Source organism: Mycolicibacterium setense, assembly GCF_000805385.1.
In the GTDB taxonomy this organism is placed as follows: Bacteria; Actinomycetota; Actinomycetes; order Mycobacteriales; family Mycobacteriaceae; genus Mycobacterium; species Mycobacterium setense.
In genome coordinates, this window is the sequence record NZ_JTJW01000008.1 from 277,418 (window position 1) to 296,500 (window position 19,083).

The 19,083-nt window shown below is 68.1% G+C and carries 17 protein-coding genes and 1 other RNA gene; 5 read left to right on the forward strand and 13 right to left on the reverse strand.

Annotated elements, in window-relative coordinates; all coding sequences use genetic code 11:
- Nucleotides 1-26: 26 nt before the first annotated feature.
- The 4 genes from glnA to QQ25_RS19705 all read right to left on the reverse strand — a co-directional run bounded on the left by glnA (nt 27) and on the right by QQ25_RS19705 (nt 6,002).
- Complete coding sequence (glnA, locus tag QQ25_RS19690; protein WP_039321737.1) at nt 27-1,367, reverse strand: type I glutamate--ammonia ligase; 1,341 nt, start codon at nt 1,365-1,367, stop codon at nt 27-29.
- Between the two features lie 51 nt (nt 1,368-1,418).
- Nucleotides 1,419-2,942 (reverse strand): alpha/beta hydrolase, encoded by a 1,524-nt coding sequence (locus QQ25_RS19695; RefSeq protein WP_039381098.1) that lies wholly within the window; start codon nt 2,940-2,942, stop codon nt 1,419-1,421.
- 88 nt (nt 2,943-3,030) lie between these two features.
- On the reverse strand, nt 3,031-4,545 hold the full coding sequence (locus QQ25_RS19700) for an alpha/beta hydrolase (RefSeq protein WP_198530837.1): 1,515 nt from the start codon (nt 4,543-4,545) through the stop codon (nt 3,031-3,033).
- A 65-nt stretch (nt 4,546-4,610) separates the two neighbouring features.
- A complete protein-coding gene (locus QQ25_RS19705) occupies nt 4,611-6,002 on the reverse strand; it encodes a WS/DGAT/MGAT family O-acyltransferase (RefSeq protein ID WP_039380540.1) in 1,392 nt (463 codons plus the stop codon).
- 158 nt (nt 6,003-6,160) lie between these two features.
- Here QQ25_RS19705 and panB point away from each other — a divergent pair, with 158 nt between their 5' ends.
- A complete protein-coding gene (gene panB, locus QQ25_RS19710; protein ID WP_039323014.1) occupies nt 6,161-7,018 on the forward strand; it encodes a 3-methyl-2-oxobutanoate hydroxymethyltransferase in 858 nt (285 codons plus the stop codon).
- Between the two features lie 19 nt (nt 7,019-7,037).
- Here panB and QQ25_RS19715 read toward each other — a convergent pair whose 3' ends face one another.
- Nucleotides 7,038-7,823, reverse strand: a complete 786-nt coding sequence (locus QQ25_RS19715; protein WP_039380542.1) for an enoyl-CoA hydratase/isomerase family protein — start codon at nt 7,821-7,823, stop codon at nt 7,038-7,040.
- A 10-nt stretch (nt 7,824-7,833) separates the two neighbouring features.
- Nucleotides 7,834-8,532 carry a TetR/AcrR family transcriptional regulator gene (locus QQ25_RS19720; protein ID WP_276015005.1) on the reverse strand — a complete coding sequence of 233 codons (699 nt, stop codon included), beginning with the start codon at nt 8,530-8,532 and terminating at the stop codon, nt 7,834-7,836.
- Nucleotides 8,533-8,676: 144 nt separating this feature from the next.
- Between QQ25_RS19720 and QQ25_RS19725 the strand changes: the two genes are divergently transcribed.
- Nucleotides 8,677-10,173, forward strand: coding sequence for a CYTH and CHAD domain-containing protein (locus QQ25_RS19725; RefSeq protein ID WP_039380544.1), 1,497 nt, complete (start codon nt 8,677-8,679; stop codon nt 10,171-10,173).
- A gap of 28 nt (nt 10,174-10,201) precedes the next feature.
- On the opposite strand, the gene rnpB is transcribed toward QQ25_RS19725, so the two are convergent.
- An RNA gene (rnpB, locus tag QQ25_RS29805) (RNase P RNA component class A) lies at nt 10,202-10,603 on the reverse strand.
- Nucleotides 10,604-10,632: 29 nt separating this feature from the next.
- Here rnpB and QQ25_RS19730 point away from each other — a divergent pair.
- Complete coding sequence (locus QQ25_RS19730) at nt 10,633-11,085, forward strand: helix-turn-helix transcriptional regulator (RefSeq protein WP_039380545.1); 453 nt, start codon at nt 10,633-10,635, stop codon at nt 11,083-11,085.
- A gap of 9 nt (nt 11,086-11,094) precedes the next feature.
- Nucleotides 11,095-11,514, forward strand: a complete 420-nt coding sequence (locus QQ25_RS19735) for a VOC family protein (protein ID WP_039380547.1) — start codon at nt 11,095-11,097, stop codon at nt 11,512-11,514.
- Between the two features lie 7 nt (nt 11,515-11,521).
- Here QQ25_RS19735 and QQ25_RS19740 read toward each other — a convergent pair whose 3' ends face one another.
- On the reverse strand, nt 11,522-12,811 hold the full coding sequence (locus tag QQ25_RS19740) for a DUF222 domain-containing protein (protein ID WP_039380548.1): 1,290 nt from the start codon (nt 12,809-12,811) through the stop codon (nt 11,522-11,524).
- Between the two features lie 36 nt (nt 12,812-12,847).
- The gene (locus QQ25_RS31580) at nt 12,848-14,401 is read right to left on the reverse strand and encodes an SAM-dependent methyltransferase (RefSeq protein WP_039380550.1); all 1,554 of its coding nucleotides are present in this window, start codon (nt 14,399-14,401) and stop codon (nt 12,848-12,850) included.
- A 48-nt stretch (nt 14,402-14,449) separates the two neighbouring features.
- Here QQ25_RS31580 and QQ25_RS19750 point away from each other — a divergent pair, with 48 nt between their 5' ends.
- On the forward strand, nt 14,450-15,031 hold the full coding sequence (locus QQ25_RS19750) for a type II toxin-antitoxin system RelB family anti-toxin (RefSeq protein WP_039321760.1): 582 nt from the start codon (nt 14,450-14,452) through the stop codon (nt 15,029-15,031).
- Between the two features lies 1 nt (nt 15,032).
- Here the strand turns inward: QQ25_RS19750 and QQ25_RS19755 are convergent, their stop codons facing one another.
- From QQ25_RS19755 to cobC, 4 genes are read right to left on the reverse strand one after another with little or no spacing between them, the layout of a single operon-like run.
- On the reverse strand, nt 15,033-16,142 hold the full coding sequence (locus QQ25_RS19755) for a bifunctional RNase H/acid phosphatase (RefSeq protein WP_039380552.1): 1,110 nt from the start codon (nt 16,140-16,142) through the stop codon (nt 15,033-15,035).
- On the reverse strand, nt 16,139-16,867 hold the full coding sequence (locus QQ25_RS19760; protein ID WP_039321764.1) for a zinc ribbon domain-containing protein: 729 nt from the start codon (nt 16,865-16,867) through the stop codon (nt 16,139-16,141). Before QQ25_RS19760 ends, QQ25_RS19755 begins: the two co-directional genes overlap by 4 nt.
- Nucleotides 16,868-16,895: 28 nt before the next feature.
- Nucleotides 16,896-18,044, reverse strand: coding sequence for a Nif3-like dinuclear metal center hexameric protein (locus QQ25_RS19765; protein WP_039380554.1), 1,149 nt, complete (start codon nt 18,042-18,044; stop codon nt 16,896-16,898).
- The gene (cobC, locus tag QQ25_RS19770; RefSeq protein WP_052235983.1) at nt 18,041-19,003 is read right to left on the reverse strand and encodes an Rv2231c family histidinol phosphate aminotransferase CobC; all 963 of its coding nucleotides are present in this window, start codon (nt 19,001-19,003) and stop codon (nt 18,041-18,043) included. Before cobC ends, QQ25_RS19765 begins: the two co-directional genes overlap by 4 nt.
- Between the last annotated feature and the right edge of the window lie 80 nt (nt 19,004-19,083).

Sequence of the window (19,083 nt, forward strand, 5' to 3'; positions counted from 1 at the left end):
ACAACCAGCCGGCACCGGCGCCGACTCTAGAGCGACAGGTAGGTCTTCAGCTCATAGGGGGTGACGTGGCTGCGGTAGTTCTCCCACTCCGCGCGCTTGTTGCGCAGGAAGTAGTCGAATACGTGCTCCCCCAACGCTTCAGCGACGAGTTCGGAGTTCTCCATGGACTCCAGCGCATTGCCCAGGCTGGTGGGCAGTTCGCGGTATCCCATGGCACGCCGCTCCTCGGTCGTCAGGCTCCAGACGTTGTCCTCGGCCTGCGGCCCCAGCACGTAGCCCTTCTCGACGCCGCGAAGTCCGGCGGCCAGCAGCACCGCGAAGGTCAGGTACGGGTTGCATGCCGAGTCAGGGCTGCGGACCTCGACGCGCCGCGACGATGCCTTGCGCGGCGTGTACATCGGAACCCGCACCAGCGCCGAGCGGTTGGCCGCGCCCCAGGAGGCCGCTGTGGGCGCCTCGCCGCCGTGCACCAGCCGCTTGTAGGAGTTCACCCACTGGTTGGTGACAGCGCTGATCTCGCTGGCGTGTTCGAGGATGCCTGCGATGAAGGACTTGGCCACATCGGACAGCTGCAGCGGGTCGTCGGGGCTGTGGAAGGCGTTGGTGTCGCCTTCGAACAGGCTCATGTGGGTGTGCATCGCCGAGCCGGGATGTTCGGCGAACGGCTTGGGCATGAACGACGCGCGCACGCCGTCGGCCAGCGCGACTTCCTTGACCAGGTAGCGGAAGGTCATCACGTTGTCGGCCATCGAGAGTGCGTCGGCGTAGCGCAGGTCGATCTCCTGCTGGCCGGGTGCGCCCTCGTGATGGCTGAACTCGACCGAGATGCCCATCTGCTCGAGGGCCTCGATGGCGTGGCGGCGGAAGTTGGGCGCCGAATCGTGCACTGCCTGGTCGAAGTAGCCGCTGTTGTCCGCGGGCACGGGCACCGATCCGTCGTCGGGGCCGGGCTGCAGCAGGAAGAACTCGATCTCCGGGTGCACGTAGCAGGTGAAGCCGAGGTCGCTGGCCTTGGCCAGCTGGCGACGCAGCACATGGCGCGAGTCGGCCCACGACGGCGAGCCGTCGGGCATGGTGATGTCGCAGAACATGCGCGCCGAGTAGTGCTTGCCTGCACTGGTGGTCCAGGGCAGCACCTGGAACGTGGACGGGTCGGGCCGGGCCACGGTGTCGGATTCCGAGACGCGGGCGAATCCTTCGATCGAGGATCCGTCGAATCCGATGCCCTCCTCGAAGGCGCCTTCGAGTTCGGCGGGCGCGATCGCTACCGATTTGAGGTAGCCGAGGACGTCGGTGAACCACAACCGAACGAATCGGATATCGCGTTCCTCCAGGGTGCGCAGCACGAATTCCTTCTGGCGGTCCATGAGCGCAGCGTATGCACCGGCTGTTAAATCTGTGTTACGAGCCTGGAAGAGTTAGCACGAGAGGTTGCCCGGCGAGGTCTGGTCGACGAAGAAGCGCAGCACCGCGGTGTCCACGCAGGCGTCGCCGTTGAAGACCACGGTGTGTTGGCTGCCGGTGAAGGAGATCAGCGCCGCGTCCATCTGACGGGCCAGGTCCACCCCGGCCTGGTACGGCGTAGCGGGGTCTCCGGTGGTGGACACGACCACGACCTTGCCCGGCCCGGGACCGGTGATGGCATGAGGCGACGACGTCGCAGGGACCGGCCACAGCGCGCAGATGTCGCGGGGCGCGTATCCGGTGAACTCGCCGTAGGACATGAACGGTGCCGCGGCACGGAGCCGCTGATCGGCGTCGGCCCATACCGCGGGGTCGGTGGGGAACGGCGTGTCGACGCAGCGGATCGCGGTGAACGCGTCCTGCAGGTTCTTGTAGCTCCCTGAGGCATCGCGGTGCCAGTAGTCGTCGGCGAGCAACAGCAGGTCACCGGCGTCGCTGCCGCGTGTCAGCCCGAGCAGCCCACTGGTCAGATAGGGCCAGTACCGGGCTGAGTAGAGGGCGTTGCCGGTCCCGGTGATCGCGTCGGCGTAGCCGAGGCCGCGTGGGTCCGAGGTGGCGGCCGGTGTGGTCACCAACGGGTCGATCAGTCGGTGGAAGCGGCTGACGAACTGCGTGGGATCGGTACCGAGGGGGCAGTCGGCCGATTTCGCGCAGTCCGCGGCGTAGGTGTCGAATGCCTTTTGAAAGCTGGCGAGTTGGCGGATGTTCTTGGTGATCGGATCCTGGCTGGGGTCGACGGCCCCGTCGAGCACCATGGTGCGCACCCGGTCGCCGAACTTCTCGGCGTACGCGCCGCCGAGCTCGGTGCCGTACGAGAAGCCCAGATAATTGATCTGCTCCTCCCCCAGCGCGGCCCGCACGGCATCCATGTCCCGTACCGCGGAGGCGGTGCCGACGTTGGCCAGGAACGGTGCGCCCATGCGATCGAGGCACTGCTGGGCGAACCGGCGGTAGAGGTCTTCGATGTGGGCGACTCCGGCCGGGCTGTAATCGGCCATCGGTTCGCGGCGGTAGGCGTCGATCTCGGCGTCGGTGCGGCAACGCAATTCCGGAGTGGAATGCCCGACGCCCCGCGGATCGAACCCGACCAGATCGAAATGTTCGGTGAGCGGGGAGCCGGCCAGCGCGGCGCCCATGCCGGCGACGGTGTCCACTGCCGAGGCTCCGGGGCCGCCGGGATTGATGAACAACGCGCCGATCCGGTCACCGCCGGCCGGGATCCTGATGACCGCCAATTGTGCTTGTGCGCCTTGAGGATCCGGCGAATCCCATTGGAGGGGTACCCCGACCGTGCCGCATTGCGCGGTCGGGATCGCGGCCGGATCTTGCACCCACGGGGCGCAACTTCCCCATTCCGGCCCCGATTCCGGCGCGGCTCGTGCGGCAGGCGTGGAAATCGGGCACACCACTGCGGTCGCGCCGAGCAGCGCCGCCGCCAAAACGCGTATCGCCCCGCCCGCCCACCACACGGCAGTCATGGTCGCACGGCGCACGGCACCGGGTCTGTGCCTGAAGCCGACCAGAGATCGGCCGGAGACCATCCGGTGACCTTGCCGGCCCGATCGGTCAGCAGCGGGTGCCGGGCGGCGGCACGGTCACGTCGACGAGGTAGGTGGCAGCGATGTCGTCGACGCACTTGTTGCCCTGGAACACCACGGTGTGCTGGGTGCCCTCGAAGGTCACCAGCGTGCCGCCGAGCTGGCGGGCCAGGTCGACACCGGCCTGGTACGGGGTGGCCGGGTCGTTGGTGGTGGAGACGATCAGCGTCGGGGGCAGTCCCTTCACCGAGATCTCGTGCGGCTCGCTGGTCGGCGGCACCGGCCAGAACGCGCAGGTGCCCAGGGGCGCGTGCCCGGTGAATTCGCCGTAGCTCATGAACGGCGCCACCTCGCGGGCGCGGCGGTCCTCCTCGACGACGGTGGCCCGGTCGGTGATGGCGGGCTTGTCGACACAGTTGACGGCGACGCGCACATCGGTCGAATTGTTGTAGTGGCCCTTGGCATCTCGCCCCATATAGAGGTCCGCGAGTGCCAGCATCACGTCGCCGTTGCCTTCTTTCAGACCCTTCAGGCCGTCTGTCAGGTGGCGCCACAGGTTCGGCGAGTACAGCGGCAGGATGGTGCCCACGGTCGCGTCGCTGTAGCTCAGCCCGCGCGCATCCCGCGTCTTGGCCGGGTGCTCCACCAGCGGGTCGACCAGGCTCTTGTACACCTCGACGGACTTGGCCGGGTCGGTCCCCAGCGGGCAGTCGGGATTCTTGGCGCAGTCGGCGGCATAGTCGTCGAACGCCTTCTGGAACGCCGCGGCCTGACGGATGTCTTCTTCCACCGGATCCGCATTGGGGTCGACGGCACCGTCGAGGATCATCGCGCGGACCTTGTCGGGGAACTGCTCGGCGTAGGTCGCGCCGATCCGGGTGCCGTAGGAGTAGCCGAGGTAGGTCAGCTTGTCGTCGCCGAGTGCGGTCCGGATCGCGTCCAGATCCTTGGCGACGTTCTCGGTGCCGACGTTCTCCAGGAATTCGGTGCCCATCTTGTCGACGCAGCGCTGGACGAAGTCCTTGGTTTCCTTCTCCAGGTGCTCAACACCTTCGGGCGTGTATTCGACCGTCGGATCGGCGCGTAGCCGGTCGTTGTCGTCGTCGGAGTTGCACCACACCGCAGGCGTCGAGGATCCGACACCGCGCGGATCGAACCCGACGATGTCGAAGCGGTCTTTGACCGATTGCGGCAGGCCGGACAACAGGGAGACAGCCGATTCGACGCCGGATTCACCGGGGCCGCCGGGGTTGATCACCAGCGAGCCGATCTTCTGGCCCGCTGCCGGGAAGCGGATCATCGCCAGGCGGGCGACTTCGCCGTCCGGCTTGGAGTAGTCGACCGGCACCGACAGCATCCCGCATTCGGCGTTGTCGGGGATCTGCACCTGATCACCCGAACCGGCGTTGCACGGCAGCCATTGCACCGGCGTGCCGGGCCGCGGGACCGCAATCTTGGCTTGCCCGTCGACCACCTGGGTGCAGCCCGCTGCGGCTATCGCCGTCACCGCCAGCAGCGCGCCGACCCTCATCCTGAACTTCATGGCTGACCATGCTGCCATGACGCCACATCGCCGCAGGCCGCGCCCGGTCGCGACGCGCAGGGAAACTATCGGGTAGCGGCGAGAAGTTCGTCGAGCGCGACGTGGAAATCGTCGGCCATGTCCCACAGGTCGGGCAGCAGTTCCGGGCAGGACATGATGCCGACGTCGAGCATGCCGGTCAGCGACATCACGGTGATGTTGAGGCCTGATCCGTGGAAGATCGGGCCCAGCGGATACATGGCCTTGACCTCGCAGCCCAGCATGTAGAGCGGCTCCTGGGGCCCGGGCACGTTGGAGATGACCAGATTGTGGACGGGTTTGGCCCCGGACAGCCGGCTGGCCGCGTACACCCGCATCGCGGCACCGAACACCGCTGGCGCGGCGAACTGCGTCCAGTCCTGCAGCAGGGTCGCACCGATCGCGGAACTGTGTTGCTTGGCAACCGAATTCGATGCGGCGATGGCCAGTAGCCGCTGGCCAGGATCGTCGATATTGGTTTCGAGCGTGGAGAACATCCCCGACACCTGATTGCGCCCGGGCCGGTCGGAGCGATCGTGCACCGACACCGGCACCATCGCGATCAGGGAACTTTCGGGCAGTTCACCGCGGTCGTTGAGAAATGTGCGCAGTACGCCGGACACCAGCGCCATCACCACATCGTTGACCTTGACGCCGAAGTGGTTCTTGACGGTTTTGATGTCCTCGAGATCCAGCTGGGCGAATGCGACGCTGCGGTGGCCGGTGATGTTGGTGTTGAACGCGGTTTTCGGCGCGTTGAACGGGGCCGCCATGGCCTGTCCGCTCACGGCCCGACGCACGGTGTCGATGACCGTGCTCGCGGTGGTGGGCAGCACATTGGCCAGCTTGAGTGGCCGGGCGGCGAACCTCAGTGCGCCGCTGATGGCGATCTCGGCGGCAGTGGCCCCGCCGACGCCGTCGACCGCATCGGGTGGCGGTGCGTCGGCCTCGGTGGTGCACAACTGCGACATGAGGTTGGCCCCGGTGACCCCGTCGACCCCGCAGTGGTGAATCTTCGTCATCAGCGCCAGCCGGCCACCGTCGTGCGCATCGGTACCCGCCACGTTCTCGATGACCCACATCTCCCACAGCGGCCGGGTCCGGTCCAGCGGCAGTGAGGCGATGTGGCCGCAGATCTCGGACAGCTCGGCCCGCCCGCCTGGACCGGGCAGGCCGATCCGGTGCAGGTGCCGGTTGACGTCAAAGTCCTTGTCTTCCACCCACACCGGATGGTCGAGATTGAACCGGCTGTCGGCCAGTTTCTCCCGGAATTGCGGCATCGCCTTGATCGTCAACGAGAGTGCGTCACGCATCCGGTCGAAGGTGTATCCGCCGGGCATGGTCGAGGTGTCCAGCTCGAGCACCGAGCACACGTGCATGGGCTGCGCGGCGGTTTCGAGGTAGAGGAAGCTGGCGTCGAGTCCGCTGAGCCTTTGCATGCCGCTGATGGTAGGGCGCCGACCTGAAACTGTGAGGAAATCCACTCAAACCTTGCTTTTGCCCGCGTCGCCCGCAGTGGCACACTGGCCAGTGTCAGCCGAACCCGGGGACCGCGAGGCGGCCTCGAGGATCGAACCGACCATCACAAAGGACGATGATGTCTGAACAGTCTGTTTATGGTGCTTCCGATTCGGCCGGTGATTCCGTGGCGTCCAAGCCGCGCACCAAGGTCCGGACGCTCACGCTGCAGAAATGGAAGTCCGAAGGTCACAAGTGGGCGATGCTCACCTGTTATGACTACTCCAGTGCGCGGGTTTTCGACGACGCCGGTATTCCGGTGCTGCTCGTCGGCGATTCGGCGGCAAACGTGGTCTACGGGTATGACACGACCGTGCCGATCACCATCGATGAGCTGATTCCGTTGGCTCGCGCGGTGGTCAAGGGTGCGCAGCACGCGCTCGTCGTCGCCGATCTGCCGTTCGGCAGCTACGAATCCAGCCCGGCCCAGGCACTCGCCACCGCCACCCGCTTCATGAAGGAGACGGGTGCCCAGGCGGTCAAGCTCGAAGGCGGTGAGCGGGTGGCGGAGCAGATCGCGACGCTGTCGGCCGCCGGCATCCCGGTGGTCGCGCACATCGGATTCACCCCGCAGAGTGTCAACGGGCTGGGTGGTTTCCGTGTGCAGGGCCGCGGTGACGCCGCCGAGCAGACCATCCACGATGCGATCGCCGTGCAAGAGGCCGGAGCGATCGCGGTGGTGCTGGAGATGGTGCCCGCCGAGTTGGCCACCCAGATCACCGGCAAGCTGACCATCCCGACGGTCGGCATCGGTGCCGGGCCCAACTGCGACGCGCAGGTGCTGGTCTGGCAGGACATGGCCGGGCTCACCAGCGGCAAGACGGCCAAGTTCGTCAAGCGTTTCGGTGACGTGGGCGGCGAACTGCACCGCGCGGCAGCGCAGTACGCCAACGACGTGGCGGCCGGGGTGTTCCCGGCCGAGGAGCACAGCTACTGATCGGCGCTACTGGCCGGCGCTAGGCGAATTCAGCTCGGCGCTTGGCCAGGAACGCGTCGACACCCTCGCGGCCGTCGGCGGAGTTGGCCCGCTGTGCGATGAAGCGGGCTTCGGCCGCCATCTGCTCTTCCAGGCTGTTCTTGAACGACGACACCAGCAGCGATTTGACCGCGCCGTTGGATCCGCCGGAACCGGCGGCCACCTGCTCGGCCAGTTTGGTGGCCCGTGCCTGCAATTCATCGCCGGCGACGACCTCGGTGACCAGTCCCCAATCTTGCGCCTCGGCCGCCGAGAGCGTGCGGTTGGTCAGGATGAGTTCTTGTGCGCGGCGCAGCCCGACCAGCCGCGGCAGGTGGTAGGACGCGCTGCCGTCCGGGCTCAGGCCGACCTTGGTGTAGGCCATGGTGAAGCTGGCCGATTCGGCGGCCAGCACCAGGTCGCCGGTGACCGCCAGGCTGAATCCGGCACCGGCCGCGGTGCCGTTGACCGCGGTGATCACCACGGCGTCCATTCGGGCGAACGATGAGATGGCCTGGTGCAGGTCATCGGCGACGCCTTTGATGAAGCGGCCGCGGTCGGGCGCGGTGGCGAAGGACTTCAGATCGCCGCCTGCGCAGAAAAACCGGCCCGCACCGGTCAGCACCACAGCCTTGATGCCTGGCGTGTCGCAGCGCCTGGCGGCGTCGGCGAGTTCGTGAGTCATGGTGTCGTTCATGCCGTTCGCGGCGTCCGGTCGGTTCAGCGTGATCTGCGCGACGGCGCCGGACTGCTCGAACGTGAGGGCTTCATAGGTGGGCTCGGTCACGGCCCGAACTCTAGCGGGCCGGGGTTTGTGGCGGCCGCACGCCCAGCGAGGCAGCGGTCGCACTCACCAGCGGTCCGAAGTCGCCGTCGAATCCGAGGATCCTCAGCGCACCCTCTGCGATCACCCACGGTTGTGCCGGCGTGTGTTCGATGTCGTCGGAGCGGCTGTTGACCACCGATTCGACCAACCGGAACGGGAGGTCCGCGGCGTCCGTCGGGCCGGCGCATTCGGCGATCACCGCCTCCGAGAGCCGCCGGTAGACCTCGCGCAGCTCGGCGCGACGGCGCCGGAACGGTTCGAACCGGTCGGTGCGCAACTCGGGTAGCAGGTACAGGGCCCCCAGATTCCACCGGCCCGTGCACAGCTGGTGGGCATCGGCGACCGCGAGGGTGTGCAGGTGCTGCGCGGCCGGACCCGGGCTGTCGAGCAACTCGGCGCCCAGTCGCAGGGCATCGTCGACGGTGCCGGCCAGCAACGCGTCGAGAATGTCGTCCTTGGTGGCGAAATGGTGATACAGCGAGGCCTGCCGCACCCCGACCTCGTCCGCGATGCGCCGCGTCGAGGTGCTGGCGTAACCGTGGGTGGTGAACAGCTCGGCGGCGGCATCGAGGATCTGTTCACGGGCGGTCGTGCCCGGGCGGCGTGGCCGCTCCAGCCGTGGGCGTCCGCGTCCCGTAGCGGAGTTCACCGCATTTGTCTCAGCGCCCATGTCAGCAACACTAGGAGACGGCTCGCGCGGCGATGAGCAGCGCGCCGAGTCTTGACGCTGCTGTGACCGCGGCACGGGTCGTGACGTCCTCCCGGATGTGGCACGCTGGTGCCATCCGATCTCTGGTGCACAGCGAAGGTGACTATGGCCCCCGGCAAGCCCAAAACCGCGAGGTACACCGAAATCGAGCGGAAGTTCGCGGTCACCGAGGACACCGTCTCACCGTCGTTCGAGGGACTGTCGGCCGTTGCCGAGGTGGAACGCACGGAGACCCAACACCTGGACGCCGTGTATTTCGACACCCCTGATCGTGACCTCGCGGCGCACCGCATCACGTTGCGGCGCCGGACCGGCGGCCCCGATGCGGGCTGGCATCTGAAGCTGCCTGCCGGTGTCGACACGCGCACCGAGGTCCGCATGCCACTGGGCACAGCTACCGACACCGTGCCCGAGGATCTTCGCGACGTCGTGCTCGCCATCGTGCGGGACCGTCCGCTGTCCCCGGTCGCCCGGATCAGCACACAGCGCGACGTGGCGGTGCTGCACGGAGCCGACGGCGTCGCCCTCGCCGAGTTCTGCGACGACCGGGTGACCGCTGCGGCCACCGGACAGGGCGCGGAGCAACAGAGTTGGCGGGAGTGGGAGCTGGAACTGCTCACCGCCGATGTGCCCGACGACCTGATGGACCGGCTGTCGAACCGGCTGGCCGACGCCGGGGCTTCACCGGCCGGGCACGGCTCGAAGCTGGCCAAGGTGCTCGGCACGGATCAAGCCCCGGCTCCTGCTCCCCTGGCCGATCCGGTGCACCGCGCGATCGCCGAGCAGGTCGATGCGCTGCTGGTGTGGGACCGGGCGGTACGCGCGGACGCCTATGACTCGGTGCATCAGATGCGGGTGACCACCCGCAAGCTCCGCAGCCTGCTGCAGGAGTCGAAGGAATCCCTCGGGCTCGACGACGACGGCTGGGTGCTCGACGAGCTGCGTGCGCTGGCCGCCGTACTGGGTGTGGCACGAGACGCCGAGGTACTGGCCGAGCGTTATCAGCGCGCACTCGACGAGATGCCTGCCGAGCTGGTCCGCGGACCGGTGCGCCAGCGGTTGGTCGAGGGCGCCAACCGTCGCTACACGGCGGGTTGGCGACGCGCCTTGTTGGCGATGCGCTCGCAGCGCTATTTTCGGCTGCTCGACGCGCTCGAGGAGTTGGTCAACGCCGAACAGCCCGAATCCGCGGACGCTTCAACGTCTTCGGTGAACATCGACGCCGCATACAAGCGGGTTCGCAAGGCCGCCAAGAACGCCGCGGCCGTCGCGGCCGATGAGGTCAGCGCCGAGGAGAAGGACGAGGCGCTGCATCGAATCCGCAAGGGCGCCAAGCGCCTTCGGTATACCGCTGCGGCCACCGGAGCCGACAAGGTGTCCGAGCGGGCAAAGACGATTCAGAGCTTGCTCGGCGATCACCAGGACAGTGTGGTGAGCAAGGCTCACCTGAGCAACCAGGCCGATGCCGCGCATGCCGCCGGTGAGGACACCTTCACCTACGGGCTGCTGTTCCAACAGGAGGACGACCTGGCCCAGCGCAGCCGAGCGTCGTTGCAGGATGCGCTCAAGAAGCTGGACAAGGCGGTTCGCAAAGCCCACTAGAGGCCACCAACGGTGAGCGGGGCTGGGGCGAACGAGTTGGCCTGTAAGCCGGATTCTGTCCCTCACCCCGGAGGGGCAAGGCGGCGACCATCCATCTGGACACACCGTCGCCGGGTGCCTCAAGCGGCCTACCCGCAGGCTCGGGCGAGCAACCCTCGGACGCCTGCGCGGCCGCAACCAGGTTGCGGCCTTCTTGGCCTTGCTTCGGGTGGGGTTTGCCTAGCCACCCCGGTCACCCGGGGTGCTGGTGCGCTCTTACCGCACCGTTTCACCCTTACCCCTGCGTCCCAAGGACTCAGGTGGCGGTCTGTTTTCTGTGGCACTTTCCCGCGAGTCACCTCGGATTGCCGTTAGCAATCACCCTGCTCTGTGAAGTCCGGACTTTCCTCGACCCCGGTTTCACCGGTGCCGCGGCCGCCCGGCCAACTCGTTCGCGCTGATCACCGTACCCTCAATCGCATGAGTCAGGTGCCACCGGCACGATATTTGCTCCGCGCGAAGGACCTCGCGGACGCCCGCTACGCGGACCCGATCACCGTCGACGACCTCGCGGTGGCAGCCGGGTTGTCCCGCGCGCATTTCAGCCGGATGTTCACCCGCACCTTCGGTGAGTCCCCACGGGCCTATCTCCAGAGCCGGCGCCTGGAGCGTGCTGCGGCGCTGCTGCGCAACACGGACCGTTCGGTCGCCGACATCTGTGTGATGGTCGGCCTGCAGAGCGTCGGCTCCTTCACCACGAGTTTCGCTCGCGCCTACGGCAAGCCGCCGGCGGCCTACCGTGCGGGTCTGCCGCCGGCCATGCTCCGCGCCCCGGTGCCCAGCTGCATCTTGGCGCGGGACACCCGGCGTCCCCATCCCGGCCGAGCCAAGACAGCACAAACGGAGAAGACGGCCGGGCCGGAGCGAACGTAGCGTCGGACCATGATGAAAATCGCATACACGCACCTGTGGGTTCACGATCAGGATGTCGCGCTGAAATTCTGGACCGAGAAGGTGGGAATGGAAGTGCGCGAAGATGTTTCATTCCCCGAGGAGATGGGCGCCTTCCGGTGGGTCACGGTCGGCCCGCCCGGACAGGACGATGTCGGCATCGTGCTGATGGCCGTGCCCGGCGAGCCGGTGATGGACGAGCAGACGCGCAAGCAGGTCCACGATCTGACCGCTAAAGGCTTCGCGGGCACGGTGTTTCTGACCACGGATGACTGCCAGAAGTGCTACGAGGAGCTGACCGCGCGCGGTGTCGAGTTCACCGAGCCGCCCAACCAAATGCCCTACGGCATCGACTCGGGTTTCCGCGACCCGTCGGGCAACAGCATCCGGTTGACCCAGCGCACGGACTGAGCCGCGACTAAGCCGCGGGCGCGCATCGCGCGAACTCGATCGCAACCCGTAGCTCGGTCACACTCTCGTAAATGTCAGCGCTCCCGGGTGGCGGCGGGGCGGTCGAGCGGTAGACCGCCCCGGTCGGGGTGACGAATTCGGCTGCGTGGACACCGTTCTCATCACTCGTCGTCACCACCCACCCGGGTGACTCTTTGGCGTAATTGCAGCGTTCGCACTCCCCGAGGCCGTTCAGCGCACTGGTCGGACCGCCGCCGGCGTGCGGTTGCGCGTGGTCGTGGTGCCGGATCGGCGCATCGCAGTACGGGGTTCTGCAGGTCTGGTCCCGCAATCCGATGAACTTGGCCAGCGCCTTGGGGAACAGCCACGATCGCGACTCCATCGCCGCCAGGGCCCCGGATACGGGATGCCGGTAGAGGCGCCGCAGTGTCGCCCTCGAACGCTCGTCGGCCATGGCATCGCTCACCAGGGTGCGGGCCACCGCCGCCGGCACCGGTCCGTAGCCTTCGACAATGGCCGGACTCTCGTCGTCCGCCAACAGCGTCTGGTCGGAAAGCAGCAAGTTGACCGCCACGGGTTCGGGTACGTCCGCGGGGCGGCCGGTCACCCGCTCCGCCACCGTGTCGGCCATCACCTGGCCGCGGGTCCGGCCGTCGAACGTCGTATCAGCGGTCCGCCTTAGCGCCGCATAGACCCCGACGCCCTTCTGCATCGGCAACAACACCGTCAGCCGCGCCATGCAGTCGGGCGCCGGCCGGATCCATACATTTCGATCCTCTGGCGCCTTGGCCGCCCGATCGACGATGGCCTGCGGGTCCAGCCGGTAGGCAATCTTCTTGGCCTCCGCCTCAATCCGCTTGTCCCCCAGACCGTCAAGCTTCGTGACATCGCCGCACATCTCGGCATCCAGCGCCCGGCGATCCTCGACCGTCAGGCACGCCGACTCTCGCACGATCAACGTCGCGCGCCATTCCGACAAGACACCGGACTCCAGCGCGACCAACGTGTGCGGCATCTCGTACACCAACGCCTTGGCGAAGCCGAGATGCCGACTGCCGCACGTCGGTGAATCGTGACGGGCTAGCGCGATCTCCGAGGCCAACCCACGACCTCGTTTGGCCTTGGGCATCCGTGCCGCCGCCTCGTCGGCCCGTCGCTTCTCGTCCAACAACGCCGCACACCGGGCCTGACCGGCAGCCGCGGCCGACTTGGCCCGCTCGAGTTCCTCGATGCGCCGATGCAACTCGGCCTCGTCAGCATGCGGATCGACCTGCGCCAATACCGCCATATCGAACATGCTTTCGACTATGCCACAGGGGTACGACAAGCTGATTCAGCCCAGGCGGCGCAGCACCATCACGTTGTCGATCAGGGTGCCGGGCTGCCCGTCGGGTCCCGTCGCTTCCCGCTCGTCGGTCCCCACCCGTACCCGTTCCCATTGCGCGTCATCGAGGTTCAGCGAGTCGACGACGTCGTCGGCGGTCGGAAATTCGAACTTCCGGACGTGCTCGGGGGCCCACGGCGGCGCGGCCCCGTGGTCGACGATGACCAGCAGGCCTCCCTCGGCCACCGCGCCGGCGGCGCGACGCAGCAAGCCGGCACGATCCATGGCGATCGGTGACTGCAGGAACTGGGCCGAGACCAGGTCGAAGCGGCCGTCCGGGAGGCTCTCGGACAGGTCGTGGCGTTCGAACGCGATGTGGTCCGCCACACCGCGCTGTTGCGCTTCGGCAGCAGCCCGGGCGAGCGCGGTGTCCGAAACGTCCACCGCTGTCACCTGCCATCCCTGTTCGGCCAGCCAGACGGCGTCGCCGCCCTCACCGCAGCCGAGATCCAGCGCGGATCCGACGGGCAGGTCCGCGGCGATCTTGGCCAGCTGGGCGTTGACCCGTCCACTCCAGATACGCCCCCGCTGCCCGTAATGGCGTTCCCAGTACTGGGCGGTGACGGCGGTCTGGGCGGGCCACGGCGGCACCGGCAGACCCACGTCCTCGCCGAGCAGGTACTGAACGACGGCGGCGCCGGACTGGCTGCCCGACGCGACGGCCGTCGCCACCTGCGGCATCTGCGCACTCAGATCGCCTGCGGCGAACAGGCCCGGCACCGAGGTGCGGGCGAATGCGTCGACGACGAGGGCATCGGCAGCGATCGGTCCCGGCGCCGAGACGGCGCCGAGTTGCGCTGCCAGCGGTGAGCGTTGGTGCAGCGTGCTGGCGACGAGCGCGCCCCGCCTGGCCAGCCGGGTGCCGTCGGCGAACTCCACCGCCACCAGTTCACCGTCGCGCGAGACGAATTGGGCGATCGAGCGTTCGTCCACACCGATTCCTGCGACGTCCAGCTGCTTGACTTGTGCCTCGTCCAGACCGCTGTCCCCGTTGGTGAGGACCACCAGGTCCTCGGTCCACCCACGCATCATCAAGGCCGAGTGCACGGCGCGGTCACCCTGCGCGATCACGGCGACGGGCGCATCGCGCATCTCCCAGCCATGACAGAACGGGCAATGGAAAACCGAACTGCCCCAAAGCTCTTCAATACCGGCGATTTTCGGCGCCCGATACTCCATGCCGGTGGCCAGCAGCACTGTCCTGGCGCGCTCGCGGGTGCCGTCGGCCAGCTCGAGGACGAATCCCGGCTCACCCCGGACCACCTCGCCGGTGCGCACCTCCACCGTCGGATAGGCAGCCAACTCGGCGCGGCCGGCCGCATAGAGGTCAGCGGGCGCACGGCCGTCGCTGCCCAGCAGGCCACCGATCCCATGTGCGGCCAGGTTGCTCTGATTCCCCGCGTCGACCAGCAGCACCTGCCGACGGGCCCGGCCCAGTACCAGCGCCGCGCTCAGTCCGGCTGCCCCGCCGCCGACGATGACGCAATCCCAAACTTTTTCCATGTCTCCGAGCTTGCCCAATCACATGGCAAAGTGCCAAGCTGTTTTGCCATGGAGGCAAAAGCTGCCGAGTCCGTGGACATCGACGCCCTGGTGCGAAGCCGGCTGCGGGAGTTGCGCGCCGAACGCGGACTCACGCTCGAAGACGTGGCGCGCCGCGCACAGATCGATGTCTCGACACTGAGCCGACTCGAATCGGGCAAGCGCCGGCTCGCCCTCGATCACCTGCCCCGGTTGGCCAGCGCGCTGTCGGTGACCACCGACGAGTTGCTGCGTGCGCCGCAGGCCGAAGACCCCCGGGTGACCGGCAGCTCACATACCCACCACGACATCACGTATTGGCCGCTGACTCGGCAGGGCCCGGCGGCGGGCTTGCACGCCTTCAAGATCCGGATCAGCGCCAAGCGCCGGAAGCCTCCCTCCGAATTCCCCGTGCACGAGGGACGCGACTGGATGTACGTACTGTCCGGACAACTGCGCCTGATCCTCGGCGACCAGGACTTTGTCGTCAATCCCGGTGAGGCCGTGGAGTTCTCGACCTGGACACCGCATTGGTTCGGGGTCGTCGACAAACCGGTCGAGGCGATCACCATCCTCGGCCCGCACGGCGAACAGTTACACCTGCACGCGTGACCTACAGGTAGGCCGTTTGGTTCACCAACCGCACCGAAGATCCTCCGTCGCCGTAGAACTCGGCGATCGACAGCGATGCCAGGTCCAGATGCAGCCGGTACAGGATGCCCTCGCCGGCATCGAGCGCCAGTCGCAGGATGGTCTTGATCGGGGTCACGTGTGAGACCACGAGAACCGTTGCCGCACCGTGGTCGGCGATGATCCGGTTGCGCGCCCGACGGACCCGGTGGGCCACCGCGTCGAAGCTCTCGCCACCTGGTGGTTCGACACTGGTGTCGCGCAGCCAGCGCCGGTGCAGTTCCGGATCACGTTGCGCGGCTTCGGCGAACGTCAACCCTTCCCATTCACCGAAGTCCGTCTCGATCAGATCATCGTCGACGCGGACGTCGATGCCGAGCGCCTTGGCCGCCGCCGTCGCCGTCTCGTACGCCCGCTCCAGAGGCGAGGTGACCACCGCAGCGACGCCCCCGCGTGTCCCCAGGTACCGCGCGGCGGCGTCGGCCTGCCTGCGTCCCTCCTCGGTCAGCGCGGGGTTGCCGCGGCCCGAATAGCGTCGGGCGACGGACAATTCGGTCTGCCCGTGGCGCAGCAGCAGCAAGCGGGTGAGCTCTCCGGTGGCGCCGGTCCACCCGGGTGCGGACAGTGTGGGCTTCTCGGCCGCGATGGGCTCCTCCGCGGGCTCAGCCACAGGCGTCGCACTGACGATGCCCGCAGCGGCGTCCATGGCCTCGTTGGCCAGCCGGTCGGCATGGCTGTTGCGGGCCCGCGGAATCCACGCGTAGCTGACCCGCTCGAACCCTTCCGCCAATTCGGCGGCCCGGCGCTGCAGTGCGATCAGATCAGGATGTTTCACCCGCCACCGCCCTGACATCTGTTCGATGACGAGCTTGGAGTCCATCGACACCGCCACCTCGGTGGCGCCCGCCTCGGCGGCTGCCTCCAAACCGGCGATCAGACCGCGGTATTCGGCGACGTTGTTGGTGGCCCGGCCGATCGCTTCCTTGCGCTCTGCCAGCTCGACGGCGTGCTCGGCATCGAACACGACGGCGCCGTAACCCGCCGGTCCCGGGTTGCCCCGGGACCCGCCGTCGGCCTCGACGAGAACCTTCACTGCTTGATCCGCAACAGGATCGCCCCGCACTCGGGGCAGCGCAACACGTCATCCTCGGCGGCCGCGGCAATCCGCGCGCTCTCGCCGCGGTCGATCTCGATCCGGCACGCACCGCAGCGCCGGCCTTGCAGCAATCCGGCGCCCGCGCCACCACGGGCTCGCTGTTTTTCGTAGAGGTCGACGAGTTCGGGCGCGATGACACTCACCAGCCCTTCACGACGGGTTGTCGCCTGATGCCGGGCCTGGTCGATCTCCACGAGCGCGGCGTCGCGGGCCTGCTGGGCCGCTGACAGCGCGGCCTGCAGATCGTCGATGCGCTGCAACGCCTCGGCTTGTCGGCCCGACAGTTCCTCGCGGCGTTCCATGAGCTCCAGCAGGGAGTCCTCCAGGCTGGCCTGCCTGCGCTGCAGCGTCTCCAGCTCGTGCTGGATCTCGGCGACCTGCTTGGCGCCCACCGTGCCGCCGTCGATCAGCGCCCGGTCCCGGTCCTCACGCTGACGTACCGAGTCGATCTCGCTCTCGAGCTTGGTCACCTGGGCGTCCAGGTCCTCCAGCGCGATACCGAGGACACCCACGCCGTCGCTGGCGGCGGCATGCTCGGCCTGCGCCTCGTCCATCTTCTTCTGCTCTGCCAGGTTCTTGGCACGGTGCGCGAGGCGCCCGAGTTCGGCATCGACCTCGGTCAGCGCGAGAAGCGAACGTTGTTGTCTTACTTCGGCTTTCATGCCCTGACTTTCATGTTGTTGGTAGCGATCAGCACTCGACATTCCACGGGTCGGTACGCACCGATGACACCCGCACCGGGAGCGCGTCACCGAATTGCCTGCGCAACACCTCGGCAGCCTGGGCGCACCATGGGAATTCGGTGGCCCAGTGCGCCGCGTCGACAAGCGCGACCGGTGAGACCCGGCGGTGCTCGTCGGCCGGATGGTGGCGTAGATCTGACGTGACGTACGCCTGCACATCGGCGCGGGTCACGGTGCCCAGCAATGAATCGCCGGCTCCCCCGCAGACGGCGACCCGCGACACCATGGCATCCGGATCCCCCGAGGTCCGCACCCCCCATGAGGTGGCCGGTAACGCGGCCCTCACACGAGATGCAAACTCGGACAAAGGAATCGGTCGGTCCAGCGCGCCGATCCGGCCGATTCCCACATCACCGGGGATCGGTGCCAGGGCGAAGATGTCGAAGGCCGGCTCCTCGTAGGGATGCGCGGCGCGCAGCGCGGACAAGATGGTGGCGCGCAGCCGCGAAGGCGCGATCACCTCCACGCGATCCTCTGCCACCTGCTCGACGGTGCCCACCTCGCCGACAGCCGGGACGGCGCCGTCGTGCGGCAGGAACTGTCCGGTCCCGGCCACGCTCCAGCTGCAGTGCGAATAGTCGCCGATCCGTCCGGCCCCGGCGTCGAACAGTGCCTCGCGCACCGCGGCAGCATCCGCGGTCGGGACGAACACCACCCATTTGTCCAGATCGGGCCCCGAAGCCGCAGGCGACAGCACCCCGTCGACGGTGAGGCCCAGCGCCTGGGCCAGCGCGTCGGATACCCCGGGTGAGGCCGCATCGGCGTTGGTGTGCGCGGTGAACAGGGCGCGCCAGGTGCGGATCAGCCGGTGGATCAGGGCGCCCTTGGCGGTGTCGGCCGCGACGGTGTCGACGCCCCGCAGCAGCAGCGGGTGATGGGCCAGCAGCATGCCCCGTTCGGGCACCTCGTCGATGACGGCCTCGGTCGCGTCGACGGCGATGGTCACCGATTCGACCGGTTCGCCCGGGTCACCGCATACCAACCCCACCGAGTCCCAATCGTGGGCCAGGTGCGGCGGATACGCCGCGTCCAGTGCGGCGATCACATCGGCCAGTCTGACGCCGGCCCCCGGCACCGCCGCCGGTCGCGCGCTCATTGCAGTACCTCCGTCATGGCGTCGATCAGTGCGGGCCATTCCGGCCGCACTGCGGCGCGCAGGTAATTATCCGGCAGGCCCACGAAAGTATCGCAACGGCGTACCGCAATGCCCTTGCTTTCCAGATGTTTTCGCATCAGCTCCGCGTCGGGCACCGTGAACAGCACAAATGGCGCGTCACCGGCCACCACGTCCAGTCCGAGGCGCTCAAGCTCGGCGGCCATCGAGGTCCGCAGTTCGGCGAGTCGCCCGGCACCGGCGTGGGCCTCGGCCACCGCTTCGGGACTGCTGGCCGCGGCGATGGCCTCCAATTGCAGCGTGCCCAGCGGCCAGTGCGGTCGCGGCGCGGTGAGCCGGCTCAACACGTCGGGCGCGCCGAGGGCGTAACCGACCCGCAGCCCGGCCAGCGCCCATGTCTTGGTCAGGCTGCGCAGTATCAGCACGTCGGGCAGCGATTGGCCGGCCAGGGTCTCGGCCTCTCCGGGGATACCGTCGGCGAACGCCTCGTCCACCACGAGCAGCCGGCCCGGGCGGCGCAACGCCAGGATGTCCGCACGGCGGTGCAGTACGCCGGTGGGGTTGGTCGGGTTGCCGATGACGACGAGGTCCGCGTCGTCGGGCACTGCCGCACCGGCCAGGGTGAAGGGGGACGGCAGCACCACGTGGTGAATCGGTATACCGGCCGCGGCCAGCACCGCTTCGGGTTCGGTGAACGACGGGGCCACCAGGGCGGCCGAGGTGGGCCGCAATCCGGCCAGCAGGGCGAACCCTTCGGCTCCCCCGGCCAGCAGGGCCACCTCGTCAGCGCTGCGGCCATGACGTGCGGCGACCGCGTCGACCGCCCGGCGCTGATCGGCCCGGCTGGGGTAGCTGCCGAGGTCGGGCAGCCGGGACGCCAGGCGGTCGGTCAACCAGACCGGCGGACCGCCGGGGCGCACGTTGACCGCGAAGTCCAGCATGCCCGGCGTTGCGGCCTGGTCGCCGTGGTAGCGGGCGCCGGCACGGGCCCGGTCGCGGGTCCCGCCGTTGGGTGGGCAGA

Bases quoted from the DNA above. Each gene is read 5' to 3' on its own strand.
- glnA (WP_039321737.1), bottom strand. From the start codon at position 1,367: ATGGACCGCCAGAAGGAATTCGTGCTGCGCACCCTGGAGGAACGCGAT.
- QQ25_RS19695 (WP_039381098.1), bottom strand. From the start codon at position 2,942: ATGACTGCCGTGTGGTGGGCGGGCGGGGCGATACGCGTTTTGGCGGCG.
- QQ25_RS19700 (WP_198530837.1), bottom strand. From the start codon at position 4,545: ATGAAGTTCAGGATGAGGGTCGGCGCGCTGCTGGCGGTGACGGCGATA.
- QQ25_RS19705 (WP_039380540.1), bottom strand. From the start codon at position 6,002: ATGCAAAGGCTCAGCGGACTCGACGCCAGCTTCCTCTACCTCGAAACC.
- panB (WP_039323014.1), top strand. From the start codon at position 6,161: ATGTCTGAACAGTCTGTTTATGGTGCTTCCGATTCGGCCGGTGATTCC.
- QQ25_RS19720 (WP_276015005.1), bottom strand. From the start codon at position 8,532: ATGGGCGCTGAGACAAATGCGGTGAACTCCGCTACGGGACGCGGACGC.
- QQ25_RS19725 (WP_039380544.1), top strand. From the start codon at position 8,677: ATGGCCCCCGGCAAGCCCAAAACCGCGAGGTACACCGAAATCGAGCGG.
- QQ25_RS19730 (WP_039380545.1), top strand. From the start codon at position 10,633: ATGAGTCAGGTGCCACCGGCACGATATTTGCTCCGCGCGAAGGACCTC.
- QQ25_RS19735 (WP_039380547.1), top strand. From the start codon at position 11,095: ATGATGAAAATCGCATACACGCACCTGTGGGTTCACGATCAGGATGTC.
- QQ25_RS19740 (WP_039380548.1), bottom strand. From the start codon at position 12,811: ATGTTCGATATGGCGGTATTGGCGCAGGTCGATCCGCATGCTGACGAG.
- QQ25_RS31580 (WP_039380550.1), bottom strand. From the start codon at position 14,401: ATGGAAAAAGTTTGGGATTGCGTCATCGTCGGCGGCGGGGCAGCCGGA.
- QQ25_RS19750 (WP_039321760.1), top strand. From the start codon at position 14,450: ATGGAGGCAAAAGCTGCCGAGTCCGTGGACATCGACGCCCTGGTGCGA.
- QQ25_RS19760 (WP_039321764.1), bottom strand. From the start codon at position 16,867: ATGAAAGCCGAAGTAAGACAACAACGTTCGCTTCTCGCGCTGACCGAG.
- QQ25_RS19765 (WP_039380554.1), bottom strand. From the start codon at position 18,044: ATGAGCGCGCGACCGGCGGCGGTGCCGGGGGCCGGCGTCAGACTGGCC.
- cobC (WP_052235983.1), bottom strand. From the start codon at position 19,003: ATGCTGGACTTCGCGGTCAACGTGCGCCCCGGCGGTCCGCCGGTCTGG.